Annotated in this window: 28 protein-coding genes and 1 pseudogene; 10 read left to right on the top strand and 19 right to left on the bottom strand. The window is 42.6% G+C overall.

Annotated elements, in window-relative coordinates; translation table 11 throughout:
* Positions 1-109: 109 nt before the first annotated feature.
* Entirely contained in the window at positions 110-283 is a 174-nt protein-coding gene (rpmF, locus tag CU633_RS01310) for a 50S ribosomal protein L32 (RefSeq protein WP_101657927.1), read from the bottom strand.
* A 91-nt stretch (positions 284-374) separates the two neighbouring features.
* Positions 375-896, bottom strand: coding sequence for a YceD family protein (locus CU633_RS01315; RefSeq protein ID WP_101657928.1), 522 nt, complete (start codon positions 894-896; stop codon positions 375-377).
* A 211-nt stretch (positions 897-1,107) separates the two neighbouring features.
* Between CU633_RS01315 and CU633_RS01320 the strand changes: the two genes are divergently transcribed.
* Complete coding sequence (locus CU633_RS01320) at positions 1,108-2,328, top strand: nucleotidyltransferase (RefSeq protein ID WP_101657929.1); 1,221 nt, start codon at positions 1,108-1,110, stop codon at positions 2,326-2,328.
* A 53-nt stretch (positions 2,329-2,381) separates the two neighbouring features.
* On the opposite strand, the gene CU633_RS01325 is transcribed toward CU633_RS01320, so the two are convergent.
* Complete coding sequence (locus CU633_RS01325; RefSeq protein ID WP_101657930.1) at positions 2,382-3,401, bottom strand: SepM family pheromone-processing serine protease; 1,020 nt, start codon at positions 3,399-3,401, stop codon at positions 2,382-2,384.
* Between the two features lie 3 nt (positions 3,402-3,404).
* Positions 3,405-4,190: a patatin-like phospholipase family protein gene (locus tag CU633_RS01330; protein ID WP_101657931.1), complete on the bottom strand. Its 786-nt coding sequence runs from the start codon at positions 4,188-4,190 to the stop codon at positions 3,405-3,407.
* A 203-nt stretch (positions 4,191-4,393) separates the two neighbouring features.
* Between CU633_RS01330 and ylbJ the strand changes: the two genes are divergently transcribed.
* Positions 4,394-5,611: a sporulation integral membrane protein YlbJ gene (ylbJ, locus tag CU633_RS01335; protein ID WP_101657932.1), complete on the top strand. Its 1,218-nt coding sequence runs from the start codon at positions 4,394-4,396 to the stop codon at positions 5,609-5,611.
* Positions 5,612-5,668: 57 nt separating this feature from the next.
* Here ylbJ and coaD read toward each other — a convergent pair whose 3' ends face one another.
* The 4 genes from coaD to CU633_RS01360 form a co-directional block, all read right to left on the bottom strand.
* A complete protein-coding gene (gene coaD / locus CU633_RS01340; protein WP_101657933.1) occupies positions 5,669-6,151 on the bottom strand; it encodes a pantetheine-phosphate adenylyltransferase in 483 nt (160 codons plus the stop codon).
* A complete protein-coding gene (gene rsmD, locus CU633_RS01345) occupies positions 6,144-6,725 on the bottom strand; it encodes a 16S rRNA (guanine(966)-N(2))-methyltransferase RsmD (RefSeq protein WP_101657934.1) in 582 nt (193 codons plus the stop codon). The genes coaD and rsmD overlap by 8 nt, the downstream gene beginning before the upstream one ends.
* Positions 6,726-7,043: 318 nt before the next feature.
* Positions 7,044-8,468, bottom strand: a complete 1,425-nt coding sequence (locus CU633_RS01355; protein ID WP_101657935.1) for a stalk domain-containing protein — start codon at positions 8,466-8,468, stop codon at positions 7,044-7,046.
* 196 nt (positions 8,469-8,664) lie between these two features.
* Complete coding sequence (locus CU633_RS01360) at positions 8,665-8,940, bottom strand: YlbG family protein (RefSeq protein WP_101657936.1); 276 nt, start codon at positions 8,938-8,940, stop codon at positions 8,665-8,667.
* 135 nt (positions 8,941-9,075) lie between these two features.
* Here CU633_RS01360 and CU633_RS01365 point away from each other — a divergent pair, with 135 nt between their 5' ends.
* Positions 9,076-9,411 (top strand): hypothetical protein, encoded by a 336-nt coding sequence (locus tag CU633_RS01365; RefSeq protein WP_101657937.1) that lies wholly within the window; start codon positions 9,076-9,078, stop codon positions 9,409-9,411.
* A gap of 94 nt (positions 9,412-9,505) precedes the next feature.
* On the opposite strand, the gene CU633_RS01370 is transcribed toward CU633_RS01365, so the two are convergent.
* The 6 genes from CU633_RS01370 to CU633_RS01395 form a co-directional block, all read right to left on the bottom strand.
* Positions 9,506-9,952: a YlbF family regulator gene (locus CU633_RS01370; RefSeq protein ID WP_101657938.1), complete on the bottom strand. Its 447-nt coding sequence runs from the start codon at positions 9,950-9,952 to the stop codon at positions 9,506-9,508.
* 59 nt (positions 9,953-10,011) lie between these two features.
* The gene (locus tag CU633_RS01375; protein WP_257958375.1) at positions 10,012-10,452 is read right to left on the bottom strand and encodes a hypothetical protein; all 441 of its coding nucleotides are present in this window, start codon (positions 10,450-10,452) and stop codon (positions 10,012-10,014) included.
* A gap of 115 nt (positions 10,453-10,567) precedes the next feature.
* Complete coding sequence (locus CU633_RS01380; RefSeq protein WP_101657939.1) at positions 10,568-10,807, bottom strand: YlbE-like family protein; 240 nt, start codon at positions 10,805-10,807, stop codon at positions 10,568-10,570.
* Positions 10,808-10,819: 12 nt separating this feature from the next.
* Positions 10,820-11,221, bottom strand: a complete 402-nt coding sequence (locus CU633_RS01385; RefSeq protein WP_101657940.1) for a YlbD family protein — start codon at positions 11,219-11,221, stop codon at positions 10,820-10,822.
* A 114-nt stretch (positions 11,222-11,335) separates the two neighbouring features.
* Positions 11,336-12,400: a CAP domain-containing protein gene (locus CU633_RS01390; RefSeq protein ID WP_142383386.1), complete on the bottom strand. Its 1,065-nt coding sequence runs from the start codon at positions 12,398-12,400 to the stop codon at positions 11,336-11,338.
* Between the two features lie 147 nt (positions 12,401-12,547).
* Positions 12,548-12,976: a CBS domain-containing protein gene (locus tag CU633_RS01395; RefSeq protein WP_101657942.1), complete on the bottom strand. Its 429-nt coding sequence runs from the start codon at positions 12,974-12,976 to the stop codon at positions 12,548-12,550.
* A gap of 342 nt (positions 12,977-13,318) precedes the next feature.
* Between CU633_RS01395 and CU633_RS01400 the strand changes: the two genes are divergently transcribed.
* From CU633_RS01400 to CU633_RS01410, 3 genes are all read left to right on the top strand, one after another.
* Positions 13,319-13,954: a DUF2238 domain-containing protein gene (locus tag CU633_RS01400; RefSeq protein ID WP_374703335.1), complete on the top strand. Its 636-nt coding sequence runs from the start codon at positions 13,319-13,321 to the stop codon at positions 13,952-13,954.
* Positions 13,955-14,317: 363 nt separating this feature from the next.
* The gene (locus tag CU633_RS01405) at positions 14,318-15,241 is read left to right on the top strand and encodes a S66 peptidase family protein (RefSeq protein ID WP_101657943.1); all 924 of its coding nucleotides are present in this window, start codon (positions 14,318-14,320) and stop codon (positions 15,239-15,241) included.
* Between the two features lie 183 nt (positions 15,242-15,424).
* Positions 15,425-15,778 carry a YugN family protein gene (locus tag CU633_RS01410; RefSeq protein ID WP_101657944.1) on the top strand — a complete coding sequence of 118 codons (354 nt, stop codon included), beginning with the start codon at positions 15,425-15,427 and terminating at the stop codon, positions 15,776-15,778.
* Between the two features lie 465 nt (positions 15,779-16,243).
* On the opposite strand, the gene CU633_RS01415 is transcribed toward CU633_RS01410, so the two are convergent.
* The 5 genes from CU633_RS01415 to CU633_RS01435 all read right to left on the bottom strand — a co-directional run bounded on the left by CU633_RS01415 (position 16,244) and on the right by CU633_RS01435 (position 20,630).
* Entirely contained in the window at positions 16,244-16,708 is a 465-nt protein-coding gene (locus CU633_RS01415) for a DUF420 domain-containing protein (RefSeq protein WP_101657945.1), read from the bottom strand.
* 231 nt (positions 16,709-16,939) lie between these two features.
* Positions 16,940-17,731 (bottom strand): 3-hydroxy-5-phosphonooxypentane-2,4-dione thiolase, encoded by a 792-nt coding sequence (gene lsrF / locus CU633_RS01420; protein WP_101657946.1) that lies wholly within the window; start codon positions 17,729-17,731, stop codon positions 16,940-16,942.
* 13 nt (positions 17,732-17,744) lie between these two features.
* Positions 17,745-18,101, bottom strand: a complete 357-nt coding sequence (locus tag CU633_RS01425; RefSeq protein ID WP_101657947.1) for a cupin domain-containing protein — start codon at positions 18,099-18,101, stop codon at positions 17,745-17,747.
* A gap of 20 nt (positions 18,102-18,121) precedes the next feature.
* Positions 18,122-19,684, bottom strand: coding sequence for an autoinducer-2 kinase (gene lsrK, locus CU633_RS01430; RefSeq protein ID WP_101657948.1), 1,563 nt, complete (start codon positions 19,682-19,684; stop codon positions 18,122-18,124).
* Positions 19,662-20,630, bottom strand: coding sequence for a sugar-binding transcriptional regulator (locus CU633_RS01435; RefSeq protein ID WP_101657949.1), 969 nt, complete (start codon positions 20,628-20,630; stop codon positions 19,662-19,664). Before CU633_RS01435 ends, lsrK begins: the two co-directional genes overlap by 23 nt.
* Before the next feature lie 262 nt (positions 20,631-20,892).
* Here CU633_RS01435 and CU633_RS01440 point away from each other — a divergent pair, with 262 nt between their 5' ends.
* The 4 genes and pseudogenes from CU633_RS01440 to lsrB all read left to right on the top strand — a co-directional run bounded on the left by CU633_RS01440 (position 20,893) and on the right by lsrB (position 25,521).
* Positions 20,893-22,407 carry a sugar ABC transporter ATP-binding protein gene (locus CU633_RS01440; RefSeq protein ID WP_374703336.1) on the top strand — a complete coding sequence of 505 codons (1,515 nt, stop codon included), beginning with the start codon at positions 20,893-20,895 and terminating at the stop codon, positions 22,405-22,407.
* A pseudogene (locus CU633_RS01445) lies at positions 22,407-23,345 on the top strand (ABC transporter permease subunit); the annotation flags it as partial. The gene CU633_RS01440 and the pseudogene CU633_RS01445, both read left to right, overlap by 1 nt.
* Positions 23,346-23,424: 79 nt before the next feature.
* The gene (locus tag CU633_RS01450; RefSeq protein ID WP_374703337.1) at positions 23,425-24,435 is read left to right on the top strand and encodes an ABC transporter permease; all 1,011 of its coding nucleotides are present in this window, start codon (positions 23,425-23,427) and stop codon (positions 24,433-24,435) included.
* A 15-nt stretch (positions 24,436-24,450) separates the two neighbouring features.
* Positions 24,451-25,521 carry an autoinducer 2 ABC transporter substrate-binding protein LsrB gene (gene lsrB / locus CU633_RS01455; RefSeq protein ID WP_101657951.1) on the top strand — a complete coding sequence of 357 codons (1,071 nt, stop codon included), beginning with the start codon at positions 24,451-24,453 and terminating at the stop codon, positions 25,519-25,521.
* Positions 25,522-25,649: the final 128 nt, after the last annotated feature.

Consider the following 25,649-nt stretch of genomic DNA (forward strand, 5'->3'; position numbering starts at 1 on the left):
GACACTTACTCGGGTTGGACTTTCACCAACTAGCAATTAACGGCTTGCTGGGCACGCGAAAATGACAAAAACCCAAGGACGATGTCCCTGGGTTTTATCTAAATAGAAATTAGTCGTTCACAACTTCTTTTCCTTTGTATGTTCCGCAAGACTTACATACACGGTGAGCAAGTTTCATTTCTCCACAGTTTGGGCATTCTACCATACCGGGAACCTGTAATTTAAAATGAGTACGACGTTTTCTTTTCGCAGTTTTAGAAGTTCTTCTAAAAGGTACAGCCATTCTTCCCACCTCCTTAAAGAGAATTAAGAAAGTTATGAAGGCCAGATCAAGCTGGATTCTTCAAATGCTTCTTGTTTTTCCTTCCGGCTACTTATTCAGAAGGGTTATTTTTTTGATCGAAAAAGTTAGCAAGCCCGGCAAGACGGGGATCAACCTTTTCACGTTTATCCTGCTCATGAATGACTTCCCAATCATTTCCTGATTGAGGAGCCCCTTCATCACCGCTATCTTCACAGAAAACTTGCATTGGGACCTCAAGCAAAAGAATTTCCTGAATAACCGGCATAAGGTCGATTACTTCTCCTTTTACTTGATGAACTTCCTCTTCGGTTTCATAATCCAAACCTTTTAAGAGAAACGTTTCCGTTGTTTCAACGTTAATTGGATAATTCACGTCAACTAAAGTACGAGAACAAGGAAGTACCAAATGACCTTCTATTTTCAAATGGAAAGTCACTTTCGCTGAATCGATATCTGCCCGGCCTGTAATATGCATGGGCGAAACAGAACGGATTGTCGAATCAATTTTTTTGATTTCATCAACATTCACAGTTTCATCAATCGGAAAATCCTTGCTTCGATATTTTTGCAACTGGCTTAAAGTCCATTTCATACGAATCACCCCAAGGCAACAAAGGTAATTATAGCTTCCATATAATTATTTGTCAATATTTTTTCTTTACACTATAATGTAGACATTATCCTACCACTTTAAACTGCTTTGTCAACCTTTTAATAGGATTTAGTATGCCTGACTTCAGGTAAATCGGGCTCTTTTTCATAAAGAAAAATGAAAAGATTTTACCGCGAGGGAGTAACGAATCATGAAAGTTGTCGGAGTCATTGTTGAATACAATCCCTTTCATAACGGCCATGCCCACCATCTCGAAATGGCAAAAAAAATAACAGGTGCCGATGTGGCGATTGCCGTGATGAGCGGAAACTTTTTGCAGCGCGGTGAGCCGGCGCTCGTTTCAAAATGGACGCGGGCCAAAATGGCACTGTTAGGCGGGGTTGATCTGGTTTTTGAGCTGCCTTACCAATTTGCGACCCAGAAAGCCGAAGTGTTCGCCAATGGTGCAGTGTCAATCCTGTCGTTGGCTGGCTGCACCCATTTATGCTTCGGAAGCGAATCAGGCGATATTGATTCATTTTATACCGCTATCGATTTTTTGAACAGGCATGACAGCGAGTTTCAAGAAAATATCAGGCACTATATAAGTAAAGGTGTCAGCTATCCAAAAGCGCTGGCGCTCGCCTTTCAAGATTTAAAACCCGGGAAAGAAATGGCTGATTTATCCAAGCCGAATAATATCCTTGGATTCCAATACATAAAATCGATGCAAAGATTGGACACGGGCATGGAGGCCGTAACGGTTAAACGGAAAAGTGCCGGTTACCATGATGAGCATTTTTCTTCAGAAACGATCGCAAGTGCAACAAGCATCAGGAATGCATTGTTTTCCGAACAGGGAAAGCTTGGCGAGATCAAAAGCTTTGTGCCGGAAAGCACCTACCGGCTGCTTGCTGAGCATTATCACGAATTTGGGCATTTTCATAGCTGGGACAGCTACTGGCCTTATTTGCGATACAGGCTGATCACGATGTCGCCCGGGGAACTGGCAATGATCTACGAGGTTGAGGAAGGGCTCGAAAACCGGCTTATGTCGTGCGCGCTTCAAGCAGGTTCTTTTGCTGATTTTATGAAAATGGTTAAAACAAAACGGTACACATGGACAAGACTGCAGCGGACGTGCGTCCATATTTTAACGAACGCAAAAAAAACGGAGATGAAACACGTCACGGAACCACAATATTTACGGTTGCTCGGCATGTCCGAGCGCGGCCGTGATTATTTGAATAAAAAGAAGCAGCAATTGACTGTCCCGGTTGTGTCAAAGCTGTCCGCCTTCAAAAATGAGCAAATCCAGCTTGATATTAAAAGTTCAAGGATATATGCGCTCGGGGCGCCGCCACATATGCAAACATCCGTTGTCGGAGATGAATATAAGCAACATCCGATTTATTTACTTAACCAAAATTAAACAAGCAGCGTTGTACCACGTGGATACAATGCTGCTTGTGTTTAGTCCGTTCATTATTTTTCTTCAAGTCGCTCCAAATACTGGACCGCTTCATCAAAGGAGTTAACGGGAACAATTTTCATATCCGTTCGAATATCTTTTGCTGTTGCAACGGCGGCCTCGTAATTTGATCCCCCGGCTCCCTCCTCAAAAGGGGCCAAAAAGATTTCCGCACCTGCTCGATCGGCTGCAACGACTTTTTGCTCAATACCGCCGATTCTGCCGACTTTTCCATCTGGTTCGATCGTTCCTGTCCCAGCAATATCATATCCTTTAGTCAAATCTTCTTCCGTCAGCTGGTTATAGATCTCAAGGGAAAACATTAAACCGGCCGAGGGCCCGCCGATATCCTCGGTATTTAGCGTTACTTCCGGATCGGTTATCACTTCTTTGTCATCTGTCAGCATGATCCCGACTCCAACCTTTTCAGGATGGTCTTTGTACGGCTCAATTGACAGTGAAACGTTTTTCGTTTTTCCGTTTCGTTCAAAACTTAACGAGATTTCTTCACCAGCCTTTTTGGTGCCCACATAATCAATAAACTGATCAGACGACTCAAATTCGCGCCCGTCCACCGCAAAAATTTTATCGCCAACGGCCAATTTCCCGGCGGCTGGCATATCATCAAAAACGTTCAAAACGTAAACGCCGTTGTACTTGTAATCGATCTGCTTCCCGGCCTTTTGGTAGGCGACCTCAATGGCGCTTGTCTGGGAGGTGGTCATAAGGTGGAGCTGTCGGACATTGTATTCCTCATCAGTTTCATTCGGGCTCTTGATCATTTCTTCCGGGTGGAGCTGATGATACTTGCTAAATTTCGCAGCCAGGTACGAATAAATGTTAGCACGGCCCATTCTGACCGTCGTTAACATAAAGCTCCCTTCCTCCTCATAACCGTTCTCTACTTCAATAATTGCTTCAAGTTCCTTCGCCATACCCGGTTTTGACACATAAAAGGGTAAATAATAAAAAGTGCTTGCTATCAAGAAAATAGCGGCAATAATGAAGGCACGTACATAAAATTTTCGCTGCATTACTTACTGGGGCTCCTTCCATCTTTCAAAAACGCTTCTGATTTTACTAAGTTGTTTTCTTGTTTCCTCTTCACCGATTGAAATAATTTCTTCTATATTTGTAAAAGCTCTCGAGCTGTACATTTCCACTCTTGGGCGGATCATTACATCCGAGGCAATCTGCCTGTTGATGACGAGCTCATTTTGCATGATATCGAGGCTCTGCATAATAACATCGTAGATTGTGGTAATCTCGGTATTTATTTTAACATGCGATACATCTACAGCAATGATTAAATCAGCGCCCATCTCCTTTACGACAGAAACAGGCACTCTGTCAATGACCCCGCCGTCAACGAGAAGCCTGCCATTTAACTTTTCCGGAACAAAAATTCCGGGGATTGAAATGCTCGCCCGGACAGCATCAGCAATCGGCCCGCTGTAAAAGACGACCTTTTCCCCTGCCATGAGGTCTGTTGCAACGACTCCGACTGGTATATCGAGCTGCTCTATATTTTTCCCATGGGTAAAAATACGAATAAGTTCCTTCACCCTTTTGCCGGAAATAAAACCCATTTTCGGCACCGTAAAATCGAGGTAATATTTGCGTTTAAACGCTTTTGACAATTTATAGAGCCTTTCTATATCAAGGCCTGCGGCAAAAAAGCAGCCAACCATTGCTCCCATGCTGCTGCCTGCCAGCAAGTCAACCGGTATCCCTTCTTCCTTCAAAACTTTCAGTACACCTAAGTGGGCAAACCCCCGGGCTCCTCCTGAACCAAGCGCGACACCTATTTTTGGACGACGCAAAAGAGATTACCTCCCGCTCAAATTTCAACCTGATTCAATCTTATGGTCTATTTCATGGTTCTATGAGTATATTGGGATATATAAGGACAAGGCATGGAAGGCGCATGGTGATGAACGCCTCTCTTAAAATATTCGGCTTTTTTCTAATGACCAATATTCTAACACTGTTTTATGCACTTTGCACAGCAAGGAGGGAGGCAGCAGTGTTTCTTTCAAAATTCAAAACAGTTTTCCTCGCTTTATCGGTCACCTTGATGGCTGTATCGCTGATCTCTTTTCCACAGGAGTCTGTTGATGCTTCCATTAGGGGCCTTAATATGTGGTGGGAAATCGTCTTTCCATCCCTGCTGCCGTTCTTCATTGTTTCAGAAATGCTGATCGGCTTTGGAGTCGTCAAATTCATTGGAGTATTGCTTGAACCATTGATGCGGCCTTTATTTAAAGTTCCCGGGGTAGGCGGCTTTGTCTGGGCAATGGGGATGGCTTCCGGATACCCTGCAGGCGCAAAGCTCACTGCGCGCTTGCGGCAGGAAGGACAGCTGACGAGAGTCGAGGCAGAAAGGCTGGTTTCGTTTACAAATTCATCTAACCCCTTGTTTATTTTCGGCGCGGTTTCAGTCGGTTTTTTTTATCATGCACAATTAGGGATTATTTTAGCAATGGCCCATTATTTAGGGAATATTTCAGTCGGGATGATCATGAGATTTTACGGAAAAGATGAAGAGAAAACAAATGAAAAAAGCGGGCAGAAATTTTCCATTAAAACAGCACTATCCGCCCTGCACCGGACAAGAATGAATGATAACCGGCCGATCGGGAAGCTGCTCGGTGATGCGGTCATGTCGTCGATCCAAACTTTATTAATGATCGGCGGCTTTATCATCCTGTTTTCGGTGATCAATAAGCTGCTTTACCACCTGCAATTTACTTCATTTTTCGCAAAAATAATCGAAGTGATCCTTGATATTTTGCATTTGCCTGTAACCCTCAGCATTCCATTTATTTCAGGCCTCTTTGAAATCACGCTTGGCAGCCAAATGACCAGCCAGGTCCAGGAAGCCACACTGATGCAGCAGACGATTATCACAAGCTTCATCCTTGCTTTCAGCGGATTCAGTGTTCAAGCCCAGGTGGCAAGCATACTTGCCCAAACAGATATCCGCTTTCAACCTTTTTTCATTGCCCGTGTAATTCACGGAATACTCGCCAGCTGCTTTGCCTTTATATTGTGGAATCCGGTTTATGAACGGTTTTATAACACAGAAGAACCCTCCAACGCCATTCCCGTCACTGTCTTTGCTGAAGATTCCTGGGTTTGGCAAGCATATAAGATCCTCGTTGATACGGGCCCGGTGATCACCATTGCATCCCTTCTCGTTTATACAGCTTTGTACGCCAAAAAGATGTCCGGCTGGCGGTAATTTGTGGCTAATGAAAAAAACCTGCACTGTGATGATCTTTAGTGCAGGTTTTTTAAGTTATCGTCCGAATTTATCCTTAAGTGCCTGTTCGACAACAGGAGGGACCAGCTCGGAAATATGGCCGTCGTATTTTGCTACCTCTTTAACAATACTTGAACTTAAAAAAGAGTATTGGTTGTTGGTCATAATAAAAAACGTCTCAATGTCAGGATTTAACACGCGGTTCATCGAAGTAATCTGCATCTCGTATTCAAAATCGGATACGGCCCGCAAACCGCGGATAATCACTTTGGCATTCACACTTTTTGCATAATCAACCAGCAAGCCCTGATAGGACTCGACATGGACGTTAGGAATATCTTTCGTGGCTTCCTTAATAAGCAGAATTCGTTCTTCCACCGAAAATAATGGTTTTTTCGAAGAATTATTTAAGACAACGACATTTAACTGATTGAACACCTTTGCACCTTTTCTAATAATATCAAGATGCCCATATGTAATTGGATCAAAGCTACCTGAACATACCGCTACTTCAGTCAATTGATTTACCCCCATACTCCGCAGTATCGTTTGTAAAAATCGAAATGGCGATGACGCCGTATTGCTCATGCTTTTTCTTGACCAGGGAACCTACTTTGTCAGGAAGTTTAACGTCATGGCTATGCTCACAGACTATCGTACCGTTTTCAGCAATGATCCTCTCCTGTTCGAACGTTCCGAGAAGCTTTAGAAGCTGCTGTTGTTTGTATGGCGGGTCAAGAAAAATATAATTGAACCTTAATTCCCGCTTCTTGATCGCTTTCAGAGCTCGCTGCGCTTCATTCCGGTAAACCTCTGCCCGGTCTTCCAAACCGCACGTTTTGATATTTTCATGAATCGTCTGGATGGCCTTTCCATCGCGATCGACAAAAATCATGTGGTCCAATCCCCTGCTCAACGCTTCAATCCCCAATCCGCCGCTCCCTGCGAATAGGTCCAGGCCGGTGCCTCCATTAAAATATGGGCCGATGATATTAAACATGGCCTCTTTCACCTTGTCCGTTGTCGGCCTTGTTGAATTTCCCGGTACCGCTTTCAACAAGCGTCCTTTACAGGTTCCTGAAACGACTCTCATATGTATCACCACTAATTTTCGAGATAAAACAAGCATCTCCATTATCCTATCATAATTGTTTTTTTGCCGCCAACCTGTTAGATGCTTTATTTCATCTCCCTACTTTTAAAAAAATAACCAAAAAGGGTGTATAACCCCATTTATTGTGGAAATACTGTTACTAACAGCATCTATCGAGGATGTTGTTGCCAACCGCGGAGAAGACTTACGTTTCCCCATAAGTTCTTCCTCCGGTTTCTCCTCTCCCTTTGCCTTCTATTCTTAGAAATAAGAATATAGAAGGACCCTGCAGGAAACTGCAGGGTTTTTTTCTTGTTGTTACTCTCCCGGCCCGGAAATGATAATTTCCTGTTCATTTTCTTCAATTGCAAAATTAAAAAGTGTTTCAAGCCATTGCTGTTCAATATACATACGATTATCAATCGTGATCAGCGGATTTTCCAACAGGCCATAATCCTCCTCATTGTAAATAAATATATTGCGGTCTACGAAGAAGCGGTAACTGTTGGTTCCTTTATTGAGCAATAATCCTCCCTGATCAGCTAAAGCAGTTGTCTCATAGCCCATCCCGGTCATGAGTTCTGTAAATGGGAACAGCCTTTTCCCGTCCTCATAAATAACTTCGATCCCGTCTACCGGCTTATTGGCTGCACGGATAGGCCTTGGGTCATAGAAATAGAGAGGGACGAAAGCGGCTGAATCCACCCTGTTTAATGTAAAAAAGTGAGTCCCCATCCCTTCTGCAGCACCCAGAAGCTCATCCAGTTTTTTTGCAGTTAGTTCCGGCTCCTCTTGCACTGCAGTAAAAAAGAGGTTTAGCTGAGCATCAGACAACTTCGCCTTGAGATCATTCAACATTGCTTGTCCCTTTGCGTTCGAGCTTTGCTGCTTAGTGACCGCAGCGGCAAAAAGGTCAATAAGCCCTTTTTCCTCTGGCGACAGAGTTTTCAACTTTTGTGAAAAATAGATTTGGGCTGCTTTTCGTTCAACCGTTTCCATTGGTTCATTCTTTTTCGTGATCAAAAGCCCTTTTCCGATTGTTTCAGGATATTGATCGGTCATCACAATCGATAGATGGGGGAAATCAGCGATTTTTGCCAAAGACTGCAACTGGAATGGTGCCCCCTGTTGAACTGGTTCGCGGTAATAGATGATTCCACCTTGATTGGCTGTCGCCAATGGTGCTGCTTGCCAATAGAGAGAAAGGGCCTCTCCTTCACCTTCAAATACATAATAATCGATAAATTCAAGCTTTTGCTGACCTTTTAAAGGTGCGCCGGCAATCCACGAGCCGTTTCTCCTTGCATAATCGACAATGTCCAGCTTCGTTCTTGAAGCGGCAACATCCGGAAATTTTATCGTCCAATCATCCAGGAACAAAGAAGCAGCGCCATCATCGACAGGCAGTCTGTATTCGAGTGTGATGCTTCCTTTGTCAGCCAGGAAGGTGTCCGGATTATCATCGGCTGATTCACACGGATTTGCTTCTTTCGTCACGCAGCTCCAGTTCTCGATTGATTCCGGAACCGAAATGCGATATTCCTTTCCCTCTGTCAGTCCATCTATAGTTTGGGAAACCTTCAATTCCCGGGGTTGTGATTCAACTGTTAAATGCTGGAGGGCTGTCTCCCGGCTCTCCTCAGGCTGCTCAATTTTTTCCGAGTAAGCTTCCCACTGCCAGAACAATATGCCACTGATGGCAGCTGACAATATTGTAAATAAAAATAAAAATGCCCGTAACAATCGGAACTCTCCTCACCAAAATATGATTACCTTAACAATAACAAAATCGCTCATATTCGTCACACAAATTTTGTATAAAAAACTCGAAAAATGTTTTCATTTGGAAGCATTCTTTGGCATACTGAAATCAATCATTTTATCAGCCCAATGCAATAGTGTTTTAAAATTATAAAAAGGTGAGGTTCTCCCCCACCTTTTAAATTCCCATTTTATAATCGTATTCTTTTGCTTTGTCAGGTTTGGAATTTTCAAATTCCAGCCGCAGAAAAGGCTTGTAAGAAGGTTCAGCCTTCTTGACGAACGAATACGATTGAATTTTTTCAAGCAGACCTTCCATTTCTTCCTGATTACAATAGAGAACAGCATATTTCAAACGCCTTGAAACATAATGGACATTTCCAAATCTTCTCAGCATCTTTGCTTGCTTAAGCGAATACAGCCAAATAATGATTCCCTGCCGTTGACCAAACATATTGATACTCCTTCAAGATAGGTTATTGCTAATAGTCTAGCATAATATACGTTCTTTGAGCAACGCAGATTCCTTTATTTGAAACAGGATTGCCCTTTTTTATAAAATAATCGTAAAAGGACATTGGTGGAAAACATGGATTTGGATCATATTTGGGACCGCTTTATCGAGTTGCTGCAAGCAGATCCGGCTATCAATAAAGCCTATTATAAAAAAGCGGCAGGCATTCCGTTTCTCTATATATGCGCGATCGACAACCAGCCTGGCCAGGTGTTGGATGCAGCGATTCGGCGTTCCTCGGCAAAGGCGATGAAGGGAAAGCAACTGCATAGTGAAACGGTGTTTGTCCGCGCAGACGATCAATTGTTCGTCTACCGGCACCGTTTTTTTGTCCCTCAGCAGAAAATGTTTTGCTGCGGCAACCAGTGTGCTGACTGTGTCCGGTTTAAGCTGCAATCGTTTTGGACTTAGGTCCGCCAGACCGTGAAATTTTCTCGCGCGTGTTATGAGGACAAATGAAAAAGGCATGGGTGATCCCCTGCCTTTTTCATTGTTCTCTTGGTCATCAAGCGGAACATCCGCAGCTTCCGCCTGAACCACAGCCGCCACCACAGCTCGATCCGCTGTCGAAGAAAGGATTGCCGGTCGGCACTTTTACACTTTCGGAAACTGATTTGCCAATCAGGGCACTCACTTCGTCAAGTAATGCTTGAAGCTCGTTTTCTGCCTTCTTAAATTCGTATATATTCGAATCTAAATCCAGTTCCCTTTTTACTGTGCGGATTTCTCCCATCACCTTTTTGTAATCGGGGTGATATTTGCCGAACCTTTGCACTTCCTCATACATCTCCTTCATCTTGATGAAGGCCTGGAGCTTCCGCTGCGTTTCCCGGCTGTGCTGTAATTTATATAAACATTGGCGATAATGCTCGGCAGCATCTGATTCTATGATCATGTTGGCTAATTCATCAGCCATATCTAAAAGCCTGACTCTTTCTGTTGTAGCAAGCAAATTGGCACACCTCCGTCTCATATTTTATCATGAAACTGTATCTAAAGCTAAATGATTCGTCAGGAAATGATCACAGAAAATTCATTTTTGAGCTGGTACGGCTGATTATTCGGCTGCACCACTTCCAATTTGATCCGATGGGTTCCAGGGGAAAGGTTTTTTAAAATGAAGGCAGCCGCCGTCACTTCTTCTGTCTTTTTCCCATCTACAAAAACGACTATTTTCCCTTGCTCTTTCCCTGTTTCATGTGGAGCCCGGAATGATATACCTGTGACAACGCATTCAACAAAGACGTTATTCCCTTTTATATGGTGCTGCACAGTAAATGTCCTGTTTTCTGCCTGTTTAAACGCAGATACAGTTGCATCCCCGCTTATTTCGGCAGGCAGCGACGATTCGGCATGCACTTTCGTTGCCGTTTCCGGCTCAGGCAAATCCCTCCGGCATCCTGTAAGGCATACAAACCCAAACATCAGCAAAAGGCAGGCTTTCCGTTTCACTTTCTTCACTCCTTTATGCCTGTATTATTAGCCGCATGTCCATTTTTTAACCGAACAGCACACAATTATCAATCCAGGCATAGAAAGGCTCTCCCTGCAGGTAAGAAAGCCTTTGTTAAGAGCCTGACTTCATCGTCTGGAGCATATGCATCATCATCGATGCCATTTGCACACCGTTTGAGAATTTTTCAACCTGATGTGGTATCGTTTTTTTATAATAATCAAGGGCAGCCACCTCAAGCTTTTCAACGTCATATGGATTTCTTGTTAACAACCGGTACCATTGGGGCTGCTCTCTGACAAATTGCTTTAAATCTTTTTTGCTGTTCAAAAACTCGATTAATTCGGTTCGCACTTTTTTTTCCTCTCAGTCCTTTCTAAACATAAACGGGCTCGTTGGCGGGTTTGCCTGTTGCGGGCCCGGCTGTTGGGGAGATCTTTGAAATTGGGCGATTACCCCCTGGACAGCGGCAAGAGCCTGGCTGATGTTCTGGATATGCTCCTGCATTTGATTCTGGTCCATTTTTTTAATCACGCTCGTTATTTGTGCCATCCAATCGGTTTTCTTTTCGTCAGTCTCTTTTTTGCCTGGCTTTTTGCCTTCCCGAAAAGAATCCCATCTGCTGTCATCCTCGCCAAACAAATACCAATCTTCATAAAGCTCTTTCCATGTCGTCTTCCCTTTTCGCACTTCCTGAATAATTTTTGGATTTGCTTTGACAAATTCCTTAAATTGTTCTACAGACGGATGAAGCTTTTTCTGTACCATTTTGATTCACCTCTATTATGATCCATTCGCCTATCATACAATATGATTTTTAAGTAAAATCGGTGAGAAACGAATAAAGGCAAAAGCGCGGGGACGAATACACGCCTATTTGGGTCACTCTTCCCAGTTTTGAATAAAATTTTGTGTATAATGCCTTTTATAAACTCCGACACCAAGATGGGTGTAATCTGGATTTAGCAAGGTTTCACGATGTCCTTGACTATTCAGCCAGCCTTCGACAACCTCGGGGGCATCAATATAGTTTGCCGCAATATTTTCCCCTGCGAGCTGGTAAAAGACATCGGCCGCATCGAGCCTGTCCGCTAAATCGCCCGATGTTTTAGAAGTGTGGGAAAAATCGCCGCTGTCATGCATATCCTTGCTGTGGGCATAAGCAACCTCGGCCGTTTTTTCATCCCAGGCGACAGGACTGGCGTTATGGCGGATTCTAATAATATTTGTAATATCAAATATTTGCTGTTCCATACCATCCTCGACCCGTTGTCTCTTTGTTTCTTCCAGAGGCTTGGGTTCAGGCAACGGACCGCGATACGCAAGCTCATACGGTCTATGGGTGATCAGCGTCTTCTTATCCAAATAACGGATGCTTGAAAGGCTGCCTGTAAATTTGTCGATATAAAGCTGGGCAAAATAGTCGCCAATTTTAACAAGCGGACGGGTGTTCATATCCGTCTCGGACAATTCAAATCGGTATGACCCTTTGTCATATTCAAGATTTACATTCGTTTCTATTAATACGGAAGTATGAATTTCCTCTATCTGCTGGCCAATATGAAATGGCTGGACGTTGCTGTCCTTGCCGTTGGCATAAATGGTTACGACTTTATCCTCTTCGATGCCAACTTGTATATAGTTTTGGGGATCCTGATAGATCCACCATTCGTAATCATAATAAGATGGGTCACGTCGATCCGGTTCACCAAGCGCGGTTTGGACAGCCTGGCTATTTTGCCCCATCAAAGCGGCAAGGCCTTCTTTAGGGGCTTCAATCCCGGACTGTTGATTTTCAGTCGTTTCTGATAAAGGCAAATCTTCTTTTGATAACGGCTTTTCGTTTTCAATAAGAATGTCGTTTTCTTTCTCCCCGTTTAAACCAAGGTATAATCCAAATGTTAATAGTGCAGATACTATAATTAAAATCCTGACAAGAGTTCTCAGTGGGAAACCTCCTTTCTATCAATTTCTCTATTATATATATGTATGCTATTCAAAAATATTATAGCATCTATATCTTTGTTTTTGATAGAACACTGTTTAGCCCCGAAACTATGTATAAAAAAAGAAAAGACACCTTTAGATGTCTTCTCAGTGGTGATATTCTTCCGGCTCTGATATTTCAGAAAGTGCTGTTTTCGCTTGATCATCCGTAAGTTCACGAACGGCCAAATCACCGAGGGCGACGATTCCAACCAGCTTTCCATTTTCAACAACAGGCAATCTGCGAATTTGGTGTTGTGCCATCAATTCAGCAGCTTCTTTAGTCGAGGTGTCAGGACTGACCGTGATCAGGTTTTTGCTCATAATCGCTTCCACCTTCGATGATCCCGGATATTTTTCAGCAATACCGCGAACGACAATATCCCGGTCTGTAATCATGCCGACAAGTTTCTCGTTATCGACAATCGGAATCGCCCCGACATCCAATTCCTTCATCTTAACAGCGACTTCAAATACATTATCAAGCAAGGAGCATGTTTCGACATCCTCAGTCATAATATCACGAACCTGTTCCATATGTCCTCCTTTAAAATACTGAAGTTTGTCCAGTCTGTTTTCCACAAATAATAAGATGAAAATAATCTTATTCTGAGAAAATGTTCTGTAACGGTTTTTTGGGTTTTGTTTCGGTTACGCTTGTAGGTTTTCCAAAAGAAGAATATTTATACACAATTATGTTGCACAAAGCGTTTTGGAAATAGATGAAGACTCGACTCAATATTAGATGGAAGTAACACTTCAGTCTAAACGCAAATTTTTAACTTCCTGTCTGCTGATAATTTGTTTAAATAAGGAAAAGATAAATAAAAACAATTCTATGTGGATGGTTTACAAATTATCTCTTTAGGAGTGAAAAAAGTGCAACCAAGAACAGGGACCAGGGTTATCCTTCATCTATTATTACTTATTGTTGTTATTGCTTTCTTTATTTGGTCTGCTATAAAACCTGTAAGATTTTCAAACTGGGCTATGGAAGTAAGCCCGGCTGTTATTGGATTGATTATCGTTACTGCCACTTATAAAAAATTTCGTCTAACTACCCTCTCTTACGCCATTATTACAATTGTATCCATTATTGCGTTTATCGGCGGCCATTACATTTACTCTAACGTACCTGCTTTTGATTGGCTAAAAGAAGAATTTAATTTAGGACGAAACTTATACGACCGGTTTGGACATTTTCTTAAAGGGCTGCTTGCAATTGTAATGAGAGAAATACTGTTACGAAAAACACCGTTAACAAAAGGCTTTTGGGTAAATTTTATTGCGGTAAGCATGATTCTTGCAATTGCTGCCCTGTACGAAATCTCAGAATGGCTTTATTCTTTCCTTACCCATGGGGGAAAAGTCGCAAAAGACTTTTTAGGAACGCAGGGAGATATTTGGGATACACAATGGGATTCGATGCTAACATTAATCGGATCGATTCTCGCATTACTTTTTTTCACTAAACTGCATAACCGGCAGTTAGAAAAAGAATTGAATATAAAATAATTCTCCATTCCGCTGCAGCTTCCGGGGGACCGCATTTTCTATGCTTTTCTTTATTCCACATTTTAATCGTACTGTTCATTCATCTTAAATTATTGATTGTTATTACATCTTCCTGCTTTAATAAATCGTTGTTAAAATAAATATTTTTTCATATATTTTATTAATCATGCGCCTCTGTAGCTCCAGAAGGGAGGATCGCCGGAAAACAATTGCAGCACCGGGTCGCAAGGCAAGGAATTAGGAGCACCAAAAAGCAAATTAGCTGGGGCAGGAGAACTTCCTGGCCGGTGAAAATCCGCAGGGAAGCGTGTTCTCCCCTGGCCCATGCTTACGAAAGAAGAGAATAGAGGGAGAGGAAAACATATGGCAATAAGACCACCGTTGTTGCAAAGAGGAGACACGATTGGATTGGTTACACCTGGCAGCCCTCTTGATGCTAATATTATTAATGCCAGAGCACAAACTTTGAGAGATATGGGCTATAATGTTGTTTTTGGCAGGTATGTTTATTCCTATGAAGGCATCGTAGCTGCACCAGCCGAGCAAAGAGCCGAGGATGTAATGAACATGTTCAGAGATCCGAGAGTCAAAATGATACTGCCAACACGAGGAGGGACAGGGGTTCAGACCATTCTTCCTTATCTGGATTATGACGTCATAAGAGAGAACCCTAAAATTATATCCGGTTATAGTGACATAACAGTTCTACTAAATAGTTTGTATCAATTTAGTGATTTAATTACGCTCCACAGCCTCATGCTTATTGATTTTAGATTAGAGACACCTGCTTATAATTTCAATCAATTCTTTCAAGCAACCTCTACAGTCATTTCTCCCAGGATTATCCAAAATCCACCGGATATGCCTCTGATGAGTTTAGTAGCAGGAAATGTAACGGGTCCAATAGTAGGTGGAAATATGACTTCGTTAGTAAATACCCTTGGCACTCCATTTGAAATCGATACTCGAGGAAAAATTCTTTTTTTAGAAGAAATCAATTCACCTACTACAACGATTTTTCGGTATCTAACCCAACTATTGATGTCAGGTAAATTCCAGGATTGTCTTGGTATTATCATGGGAGAATGTACGAATTGCCTTGTATCTTATGATACAACATATGAAGAATTAATTAATGATTGGTTAGTCCCGTTAGGAAAACCTCTGATGGTCAACCTTGCTACAGGGCATGGTTTTTATAAAGCTGCTATTCCAATCGGTGCTTCTGTTAATCTCAATACGATAGATAATACATTGACTGTACTTGAACCAACCGTTTCTTTTTGATATGAAATTTTTTGTTTCGAGAGGATGATTAGCCATCCCACCAGTAACAATCCCTGCTTTTCAGGTTTGAAAACGGGTCCAATGTTATCATTGCAACTTTTTTACTTTTCTACTATTATTGAATTGAGATAAACTCGCCTTAATTTATTGTCTGATCGGATTGTTTTTTAGGAGGGATATAGAATGAAATTTGAGAATACCGGTTTTGAAGAATTGAAAGCAGATTTAAATCGTCTTGATGAGGTCATGCTCGATCATGGACTTGTACGGGAAGAACAATGGGATTATGAACGTGTTACATACGACCGCAAGTTTGAGCTGAAAGAAGGTACTTACTATCTGCGCGTGTTTGGTTATGCGATAGAAGGTGACGTTGGTGCCCACAATGCAACAATTCAATTGATGACACCTGTGCTTGGCAAACATTACTATCCACACGGCGTAGAATATGGAGAAGACGAACATTTCCCTCAGCCGCTTGTCACCCAATGTGAAAAACTGCTTGCTGAGTTAAAAGCAATTATTGAGAAATTTTAAAGGCGCAGAGTGCGCCTTTTTTTAATTTAATAGCTTCTTTCGATCCATGGCGATAATACAAGCAAAACAGGTGAATTTTGAGGTGTTTTGTTAGTCTAAAAAAAGTCATAGATAAACGTCTTCTGGACTGGTATTTTCTTTTCCAGCTCGTCTATTTCTTTTTCGCTGCCTGTTAAAAGCCCGAGCTGAAAAAGTTCTTTTGGTTTCATGAGCCCTATGAAGACCGCTTTTGCTATTTTTCAAATGAGATTTGTCCTTCATGAGCCCTATGAAGACCACTTTTCCTATTTTTCGAATGAGATTTGTCCTTCATGAGCAATAAAAGTACCCGCTCTCTTTAGCCCATTTGAAGATAGTTGGAAAATGTTAAATTCAATTTATATAGCAAAAAAAGAAAATTCCTTTAAAAGGATTTTTCCCACTAAAAAAGCACTGCACAATTCGCAGCACTTTTTTACCGGCCTATTAAAATCCTAAAATAGCTTTGATAACGGATGTTGTTTCTCCGCCCCTGTAGAAAATGTATAAAAGGAGATACACTGCTACGCCTGTCGTTGCGGTAAAAAACCAGATGATACTTGTAATCGGGCCGAGCTTTCGATGGCGGGCCAATTTGTTTTTATAGCCTGTCAAGAGCGTCACGATCCCGAAAACGGCACCAGTCGTTGCCAGGAAAATATGAAAGACAAGGAAAATGGTATAGTATATTTTAATATCAGCCGGGCCGCCAAACGCTGTATTTCCGATGAAGATTGTCCGGCTCGCATAAATGAGAAAGAAAATAAGCGCAAAAATAGCTGCGACGACCATCGTTTTTTTATGGGCTTCAATTTTTCGCTGTTTGATCAGGTACCAACCGATCGCCACCGTAACGGCACTGAGCACGATAAACGTCGTGCTGATCGTTGGAAGTATCGGAATTGATTGCATGAATAATTACCTCTCCATTCTTTTTGCACATAGAATCATTTTATGGCAAGAATCACTATTTTTCAACAATCATTATCATTGTTCATAAAATATTGCGATTTGGCCGCAAATCTATTAAAAAAATCACAGACATGCTTTATACCGAAATATTTGTGCTGAAAATATTGACAAGAAAGACAAAAAAAGTGACCTGGTTTGGGCCACCTTTTCTCCACTTTGCAGATTCAATTATTAGACATTTACATTCGCTTCCGATTCGTACAATTCCACCGCTCTGTCGACACTGTATCTCTCGTGGACAATTGAATGAATCGCCTTGATCATCGCAACGGGATGTTCGGACTGCCAGATGTTTCGCCCCATATCGACACCCGCCGCACCTTGATTCATCGCATTGTATGTGATGTCCAGCGCTTCACGGATCGTATCAAATTTAGGACCGCCCGCAATCACAATCGGAACTGGACACTTGCTTGTTACCTGTTCAAAGTGATCACAATAGTATGTTTTCACGATATCTGCCCCCATTTCCGCAGCCACACGGGACGCTAATGCCAGGAATCGCGAATCCCGTTTTTCGAGCTCTTTCCCTACTGCTGTAATGCCAAGGACAGGAAGACCGTAATCATGGGCATCTGTTACGACATGGGCCAGATTGGTGATTGTTTGAGTTTCATAATCTGAACCAACAAATATTGAGACTCCTACCCCGACAGCGTTGTGGCGAATTGCTTCTTTTACCGAGGTAACAATCGTTTCATTTGCCAGGTCTTTTCCTACTACAGTTGGTCCGCCGGATACGCGGAGAACCATCGGTTTTTCCGTTTCTACCGGAATCGAAGCAGCAAGCGTTCCCCTCGTTAAGTATAAGGAATCGGTATAGGCCAAAAGGTCTTTTACCGTTTCACCCGGCTTTTCAAGTCCGGAAATGGGACCTAAAAAATAGCCGTGGTCAATCGCAAGCATAACCGCCCTTTTATTTGGCAAAATTTTATTTAATCGATTTTCGAATCCCCAGCTCATCGTTTTTCACTCCTTAATTAATTTCCGGCTTATCAATAACGACTGAATCCTTCTCGGAAATATGCGGTGATTTGATGAAGACAGCTTTGAAATTTTGCTTTGATTGATTAATAAGATAATGAGAGTCATTCGGCCGGCATTGAATCATATCACCTGGTTTAGCCGGCACTTTTTTATTATTAATATAGAAATCTATTTCACCCTCAAGGATATAAAAGATTTCTTCACAGACTGTATGATAATGGTTGGGAAAATCCTGACCGGGTTTTAATACGACAACTCCAAGGTCAACATTTGGCCCTTTTGTTAAATATTTCGGTCCATTGTCGCCAAATCGGTATTCAAAATCCTGTTCGTTCACTTTCTTCATTCCTTCACCTCCTTTCACATTTACGCCAGTCCCGGTGCCTTCCACATGTGGGTGGTTAGACCATAGTCCGCCAATCGCAGCTGCTCTTTATAAACCTTTCTCCATGTTTCATAGATTTCCAAATACTTTACGTGGTTTTCCATATTGGGTTGGTGGGTTCGTTCCCACTTCACGACAATATTTACAGCTTCCTCAATATCGGCGTAAATTCCCGCGCCAATTCCCGCATACAGGGCAGTTCCCAAAGATGCGGCTTCTTTTACAACAGGTACCTTTACAGGAACACCCAATACATCAGCAAGGGTCTGGCTCCATAATTTTCCCTTTGAAGCACCCCCGGCAAAAATGACTTCCTTCGGATAAAATCCCGTTTCTTCTTGAATGAGTTTCAGGTTTCCAAGTGTGATAAGAGCAGCGTTTTCTTGAAGAGCTTTGAACATTTCTTTTTTACCTGTTTTTTGAGGGTCCAATGTGAGGTTAATAAATGACGGTGCAGCATGCCTCCAGAACCTATAATTCATAATATTGGAAAAGATCGGAATGATTCCGTTTGATCCGACCGGGACAGCCATCGCTTTTTCCTCTAAAATCTCATACGGATCACGACCGGTACGAGCAGCCTCTTCTTTTTCAAGTTCACAAAATGCATCCCGGAACCATCTCATCACAAGCCCTGGAAAAAACGCAATCGTTTCCAGCTGCCACAGGCCGGGTACTGCATGGCAATTGACACGAATGCGCCCTTGCTCACCGACAATCGGCTCTTTAACGTTTACTTCTTGCTGCCAGAACGAGCCACCCGATACAACCGTTTGCTGATCCGCAACTGCCCCCACCCCTACCGAGGCCATTTGTGCGTCTCCCCCGCCGGAAACGACTGGAGTACCCGCCTCAAGCCCGGTTAGCGCTGCGGCTTCATCTGTGATCCGGCCTAAAATGGTACCCGCTTCGTTTACTGGCGGAAACAAGCCTTTCTTAATTCCGCAAAGACCAGGTATATCCTGTGACCATTCCCGTTTAACCAAATCAAAAATACCTGTTGTACATCCATTCGATGGTTCGACATGAAGCCTGCCCGACAATTTGTAGAGGATCCAATCATTAATCATCGAGATCGCGGCTGCTTTCTCATAAATAAACGGTTGATGGTTTTTCAACCATAAAAGCCTTGGGAGCGCCCCTAGCGCAAAGGTCTGTCCGGATAACCGATAAATTTTTTCTTCTATTCCCGAGTTTGACTGTTTTAGAAATTTCACTTCCTCCGAAGCGCGTGCATCCACATTTGCACATGCCCAAATTTCTTTTCCGCTTTGATCGTATAGGACAATCCCCTCCCTCATGCTGGTAGCGCTCACCGCTTTTATATCTTTTGGGTTTATCCCGGTATTTTCCAGGACTTTATGGACGCACTGAACAACCAGCTTCCAATTCGTTTCAAAGTCAAAATCCATTGAACCTGGATACTGTTCATGTGAGCGATGATGCCATTCTATTTGCGATACACCCGCTTGATTTCCTGCGTTATCGAACAGAACGGCACGAATACTGCCCGTGCCGGCATCAAATGCCAGAATGTACTCCATTCCGATGATTCACCTCCATATTGATTAAAGATAGAGCCGTTGCTTCATCCGTGATCATGGTGTGAATGTATCTCCCTTTCAATGCACCGTAAATGGCTTCTACTTTTTTCCTGCCTCCCGCAACCCCAATCACATTATTCATTCCATGCAGTGAGGACAGGGTTAATCCAATTAATCTCTTATGATGCGGCAAGTCCAGCACCTGTCCATTGCGGTCAAAAAACTGCCCTAAAATATCGCCCACTGCATTCTGCTGTTTAATGAACGTAAGCTCATTCAGCGTCATTTTCTCTTCCTGAATGATTGTGGCATCGGGATATATTCCTCCGATCCCAACAATCATATATTTGCAGAGTTGTGCTAAATCAAGAATCTCTTTGACGGAAGGTTCCGTCAAAAAGCTCTCAGCCATTTCTTCTGTGGAAGCAAGAAACGGTGCCGGAATCACATGAATCTGGTGGAATTGTTCCATACCACCATCATGGTTGCTCCGATTATGAAGATAATAATTGACACCGCCTGTCAAGGTTACAACGGAAATATGGCTGTCAGGGTCCATCGAAAGATAATCAATTGTTTTTGACACAGCCCTTCCCCATCCGAGGCCAACGAGGTCGTTATTGGCAAGTTTATTCTGCAAATATTGGGCAGCGGCCCGTGATAATGAATTGCTCAAATCGCTTTGATCGGGCGGAGTCGGAATAACAAATGCATTTGCAAGAGCGAAAGCTTCCTTGAACTCTTTTTCGATTGACAGAAGGTTTTCCCTATGTCCTTTTATATGGAACTGGACAATTCCTTCTGCTCTCGCCCTTTCAAGCAGGCGCACCACTTTCATACGGGAAATATCGAGTAAATCAGCAATCTCGTTCTGGGTTAAATTTTCCTTATAATAGTACCAGGCTACTTTGATGAGTACATTTTCTGTATAAATATCTTCGTTCATCGCGGTTACACTCCTTGAGACAAATGTTCACCGTGCAATTAATTGTTCACAACCTACCAAGAGTATATCGCTGCATTTTTAAAAAAAGACCATGATTTTGTACGATGATAAATTTTAAAAAATATATATTCGCCGCGGGTAATATTTTTTTAGTTTGCCAAGTAAATAATAACAAGCTTTTATTTCTGATGAACTTTTTACAGACAAATTGACTTTTGTTCATTTGTAAGCGTTACCAACTTTTTTATAGGTGGTGAAAAATATGATCATACCTTTGCTTCAAATAGAAAATGTTTGTAAACAATTTGCGAATAATCTTGTCTTAAAAGGCGTTACTTTATCATTAAACAACGGAGAGATTCACGCGATTGTCGGCGGCAACGGGGCAGGTAAATCGACATTAATGAAGATTATTACAGGGTTGTACAAGGCCGACAGCGGTGTGATAAAAATCAAAGGACAACAAGTGGTTTTTTCCAATACGCATGAAGCACATATGCATGGAGTATATCTCGTCCCACAGGAACCGCTCATTTTTCCAAACATGACCGTTGCAGAGAATATCACAATTGGGCTCCCTGACAAAAAAACGGTCCTGAATGAAAAAATAACTAACATTATGCTGCGCCTCGGTTGGAAAATAGATTTACACAGAAGCGGGTTAAGCTTATCGATCGCTGAACAGCAGTTAGTGGAAATTATTAGAGGACTGATAAGAGAAGCTGAGATTTTAATACTGGATGAACCGACTTCCACCCTTACCTTCGCTGAAATTGATTCGTTGTTTCAGACGATCAAACAGCTTACAGACGAAGGCCTCGGTGTATTTTACATTACGCACCGCATCCCGGAAATCTTTACATTGTCCAATACCATTTCTGTCTTGCGTGACGGGGTGATTTCAGCTCAAGGACCCGTATCCGGGTTCAATTATGAAAGATTGCTTGAGGGATTAATGCCCGGGAATATCGCAAGACCCCAGCAGTCTAAAAACAACAGCATGGCAACAGCGCTGCCAAGCAAAAACACCCTCCCGGATAATAGACCTGTATTAGTCATTGAAAACCTGTCAGCTAAAAGATTTCATCACGTTTCTTTCAGTGTCCATGCCGGTGAAATTGTTGGAATTGCCGGGGTAGTTGGTGCCGGCCGTACTGAACTGGCTGAAGCTGTCTTCGGGGTCTCACAAACAGAGCGGGGCAGCATCCTGTTAGACGGGGCAGATATTAAAAAATGTTCAATCCGCCAACGGATCGATAAAGGTCTTGTCTATGTCCCGGAAGATCGTCACTCGCACGGAATTTTTCCGATTACAACAATCCAAAAAAATATAACCTCGACAATTTTGCATCGCCTTAAAGGGTTTTTACTGCCATTTCACCGAGAACAGAAACTTGCTGCACATTACGTTTCAGACTTGAAAATTAAAGCAACAAGTATTGACCAGGAGCTTAAAGACGTTTCGGGTGGAAATCAGCAAAAAGTTGTCTTATCCAAATATCTTGCATCAGCACCAAAGGTAATGATATTGGATGAGCCGACAAGAGGAATCGATGCGAACGCCCGAAAAGACATCTACCGAATTATCCAGGAATTAAAAGCAACCGGTCTTGCTGTCCTATTAATTTCTTCAGATATTGAAGAAATAGAAAAGTTGAGTGACCGCGTCCTGGTGATGCACGAAGGAAAAATCGTGAAAACTTTGCTGAAGCCTGAGATCAGTTCAGATGCGATCACGACATGGGCTTTTGGGGTAAAAAAAGAGGTGAGCGTATGATGCGTGCGTTATTATTGCAAATATTGAAAGCACGGGAGCTGTCAATTGTCTTATTGATGCTCGCCTATATCGTTTTTATAGGTTCCATCAACCATGAATTCATTACAGCAGATTCAATTTCCTTACTGGTCAAAGCCAGTGTGATTCTTCTTATCATGGCGGTCGGCCAGTCCTTCGTACTATTTACCTCTAATATTGATGTATCAGTCGGCTCAATTATGGGTTTAACTGCCGCAGTTTGTGGAGTCCTGTTAACTTCCGGATACAGTCTCTGGATGATGGTTTCTTTCGTTCTGATTGTCGGAGCGGTTATTGGGTTTATGAACGGAGTCGGAGTCGCCTATTTAAAAATCCCTTCTATTATCATGACGCTTGGCACGCTTGGAATCATTAGAGGATTTATGCTGATTTACACGGAAGGAATGTGGATAGAGGACATTCCCCATTTTTATAAAGAATTATCAGGTATCAAGTTTTTAGGTTTGAATTTCCCTGTATGGATCGCGATTTTTATTCTTATCATCACCTCTCTTTCCCTGGCGAAAACAAAATTCGGACGTTATTTTTATGCGGTAGGTGACAATTTTGAGGGAGCCCGCCTGGTGGGAATACCTGTGCAAAAGGTCCAGCTGGCAGCCTTTATATTGTCAGGAATTTCAGCAGCAATTGCCGGACTTGTTTTCGTTATGAATATTGGATTCGTTCCGAACCAAACTGGAAGCGGTATCGAATTGCAAGTTATTGCGGCAGCAGTACTTGGCGGTGTTAGCCTGACCGGCGGTATTGGCACTGTGCTCGGTGCCGGTTTAGGAGCTGTTTTCTTTACGGTGATCAGTAATTCGTTAATTTATTTGAAAATACCAGCCTATTGGAATGATGCTATATCGGGGCTTCTATTACTGCTAATTGTGGTGGGAGATTCCAAATTTCAGCAATATCTTAAACAACAGTCCTTTAAAAATCAAAAAAAGAAAATGCCAGAAGCAGTTCCTTCCCTTAAAGGAGGTGTTGATCATGATAAAAAAAATAAAGCTGTTACTTAAGTGGGAAGCCGCTCTGATTTTATTTCTTGGATTGGAATTACTATTGTTTGGCTGGGTCTCTCCCGGGTTTTTAAATGTTAACAATCTCCTTTACAGCATGAACGATTTTGCCTATATCGCTTTGGCAGCCATTCCGATGACGTTTGTGATTATTACAGGCGGAATTGATGTTTCAGTTGGATCTGTAATGGGATTATCCTCGATAACGGTTGGCGTCCTCTGGATGAATGACATCAATATTTGGATTGCCCTGCTGATCACGCTTGCGATTGCCATGTTAGCCGGATTCATCAATGGCGTGCTGGTAGCTTTCACAAACGTTCAACCTCTTGTTGTCACTTTGGGCGGAATGTTCTTATTTTCAGGAATCGCCCTTGTCATTTCCGGTGGCTCAAGCGCTTCGGGCTATGAGGGCATCAGCGGTTTTCCGGATTCATTTGTGGAGCTTGCAAATGGGCAATTTCTCGGCATCCCCAATCCCATTTGGATGTTGATCATATGCATGTGTTTATTCGGCGGCTTGCTCCACTTAACCCGTTATGGAAGAAACGTGTATTTAGTGGGGATTAATATAAAAACTGCCAGGTACAGCGGCATTTCCACTAAGTGGACGGTCATGAGTGCCTATATATTATCGGGTCTTGGAGGTGGGATTAGCGGAATCATCTTAACATCATACTTCAGTTCGGCCAGGTCTGATTTAGGTGCCGAGGCGGTATTGCCGGTCATTACGGCAGTTGTGCTCGGAGGTACAAGTATCTTTGGCGGGAAAGGCAGTGTGTTTGGGACAGCTGTAGCCAGTATCGTAATCGGCATCATGCAGTATGGGCTGCAAATGGCAAATATGTCCAGTCAGCAAACGAGCGTTGTCATTGGTTTTATGTTAATTGTTGCCGTTTTGCTGCGAAACACCGATTGGCAGGCATTCAAAGCTTCTATTATCAATCTTTCAGGCAAAAGCACGACTCAATTTTTGAAAAAATAAGGGGGTATTTCAAAAATGAAGAAGGTTGGACCGATAGCCGTAATTATCACCATTTTTGTTTTGGTTGGATCTTTGCTTGCATGCAGCAATGGCCAGCAGTCCCGTTCAAATGGAGAAAGCAATAATGCGGATAAGAAGGATGTAAAACTTGCTTTTATCCCTAAACTTACCGGAGTTGGTTTTTTTACATCGGGCGGCCAGGGTGCTAAAGAAATGGCTGATTCATTGGGGGTTGAATTAAAGTATGATGGTCCCGCTGAAGCATCGGTAGCCGGCCAGGTTCAATTTATTAATAACTTTGTAAACCAGGGCTATGATGCTCTTATGATATCTTCCGTCTCGGTCGATGGCTTAAGTCAATCATTGAAACGGGCAAAAGACCGCGGGGTAAAGATTTTGACATGGGACTCGGACGTTAATCCAAAGGACCGTTCTTTTTATATTAACCAGGGTACTCCCGAGCAACTGGCAGAACTGCTGATCCAAATGACGTCAGATCAAATCGGGGATAACGGGAAGGTCGCTTTCTTCTACTCCAGTCCAACCGTGACAGACCAAAACCAATGGGTAACAAAAGCAAAAGAAATCATTGCTGCTGAATATCCCGGCTGGGAAATTGTCACCACGCAATACGGGGAGAACGATGCCCAAAAATCATTATCTGTAGGGGAAAGCATCTTAAAAACGTATCCGGATATCAATGCGGTCATCTGCCCTGACGCTACTGCCCTGCCGGCGATGGCGCAAGCAGCTGAAAACTTGGGGAAAGCCGGCTCCGTTGTCATCACCGGATTCTCGACACCAAATGTGATGAGAGACTATGTCAAACGGGACACTGTCAAACAATTCGGTTTATGGGATGTTAAAAAACAGGGCGCACTTGCGGCATACGTCGCTTACCTGATGACGGCGGAAGGTAAAGAATTAAAAGTGGGCGATGAATTTGAAGTACCCGGGATCGGCAAAGTGAAAATCGAACCGAATTCAATACAGGGATATGATTATACAGCAGACGACAGCGGCATTATCCTCCTGCCTGAACGGGTGGTATTTACAAAAGAGAATATCGATGATTATGATTTCTAAATGAGTCAATTTCACAATGTAATAAGCTAAACCGAAAAACGAATGAAGTTGACTAGATATATAGGAGTATGCCGTAGGAAACGAATAATACTATCTTAATTTTAAGCAACTGTTCGTTTTTCACTTAA

Origin of the sequence: Bacillus sp. V3-13 (assembly GCF_002860165.1) — a bacterium.
Classification (GTDB): domain Bacteria; phylum Bacillota; class Bacilli; order Bacillales; family Cytobacillaceae; genus Bacillus_BJ.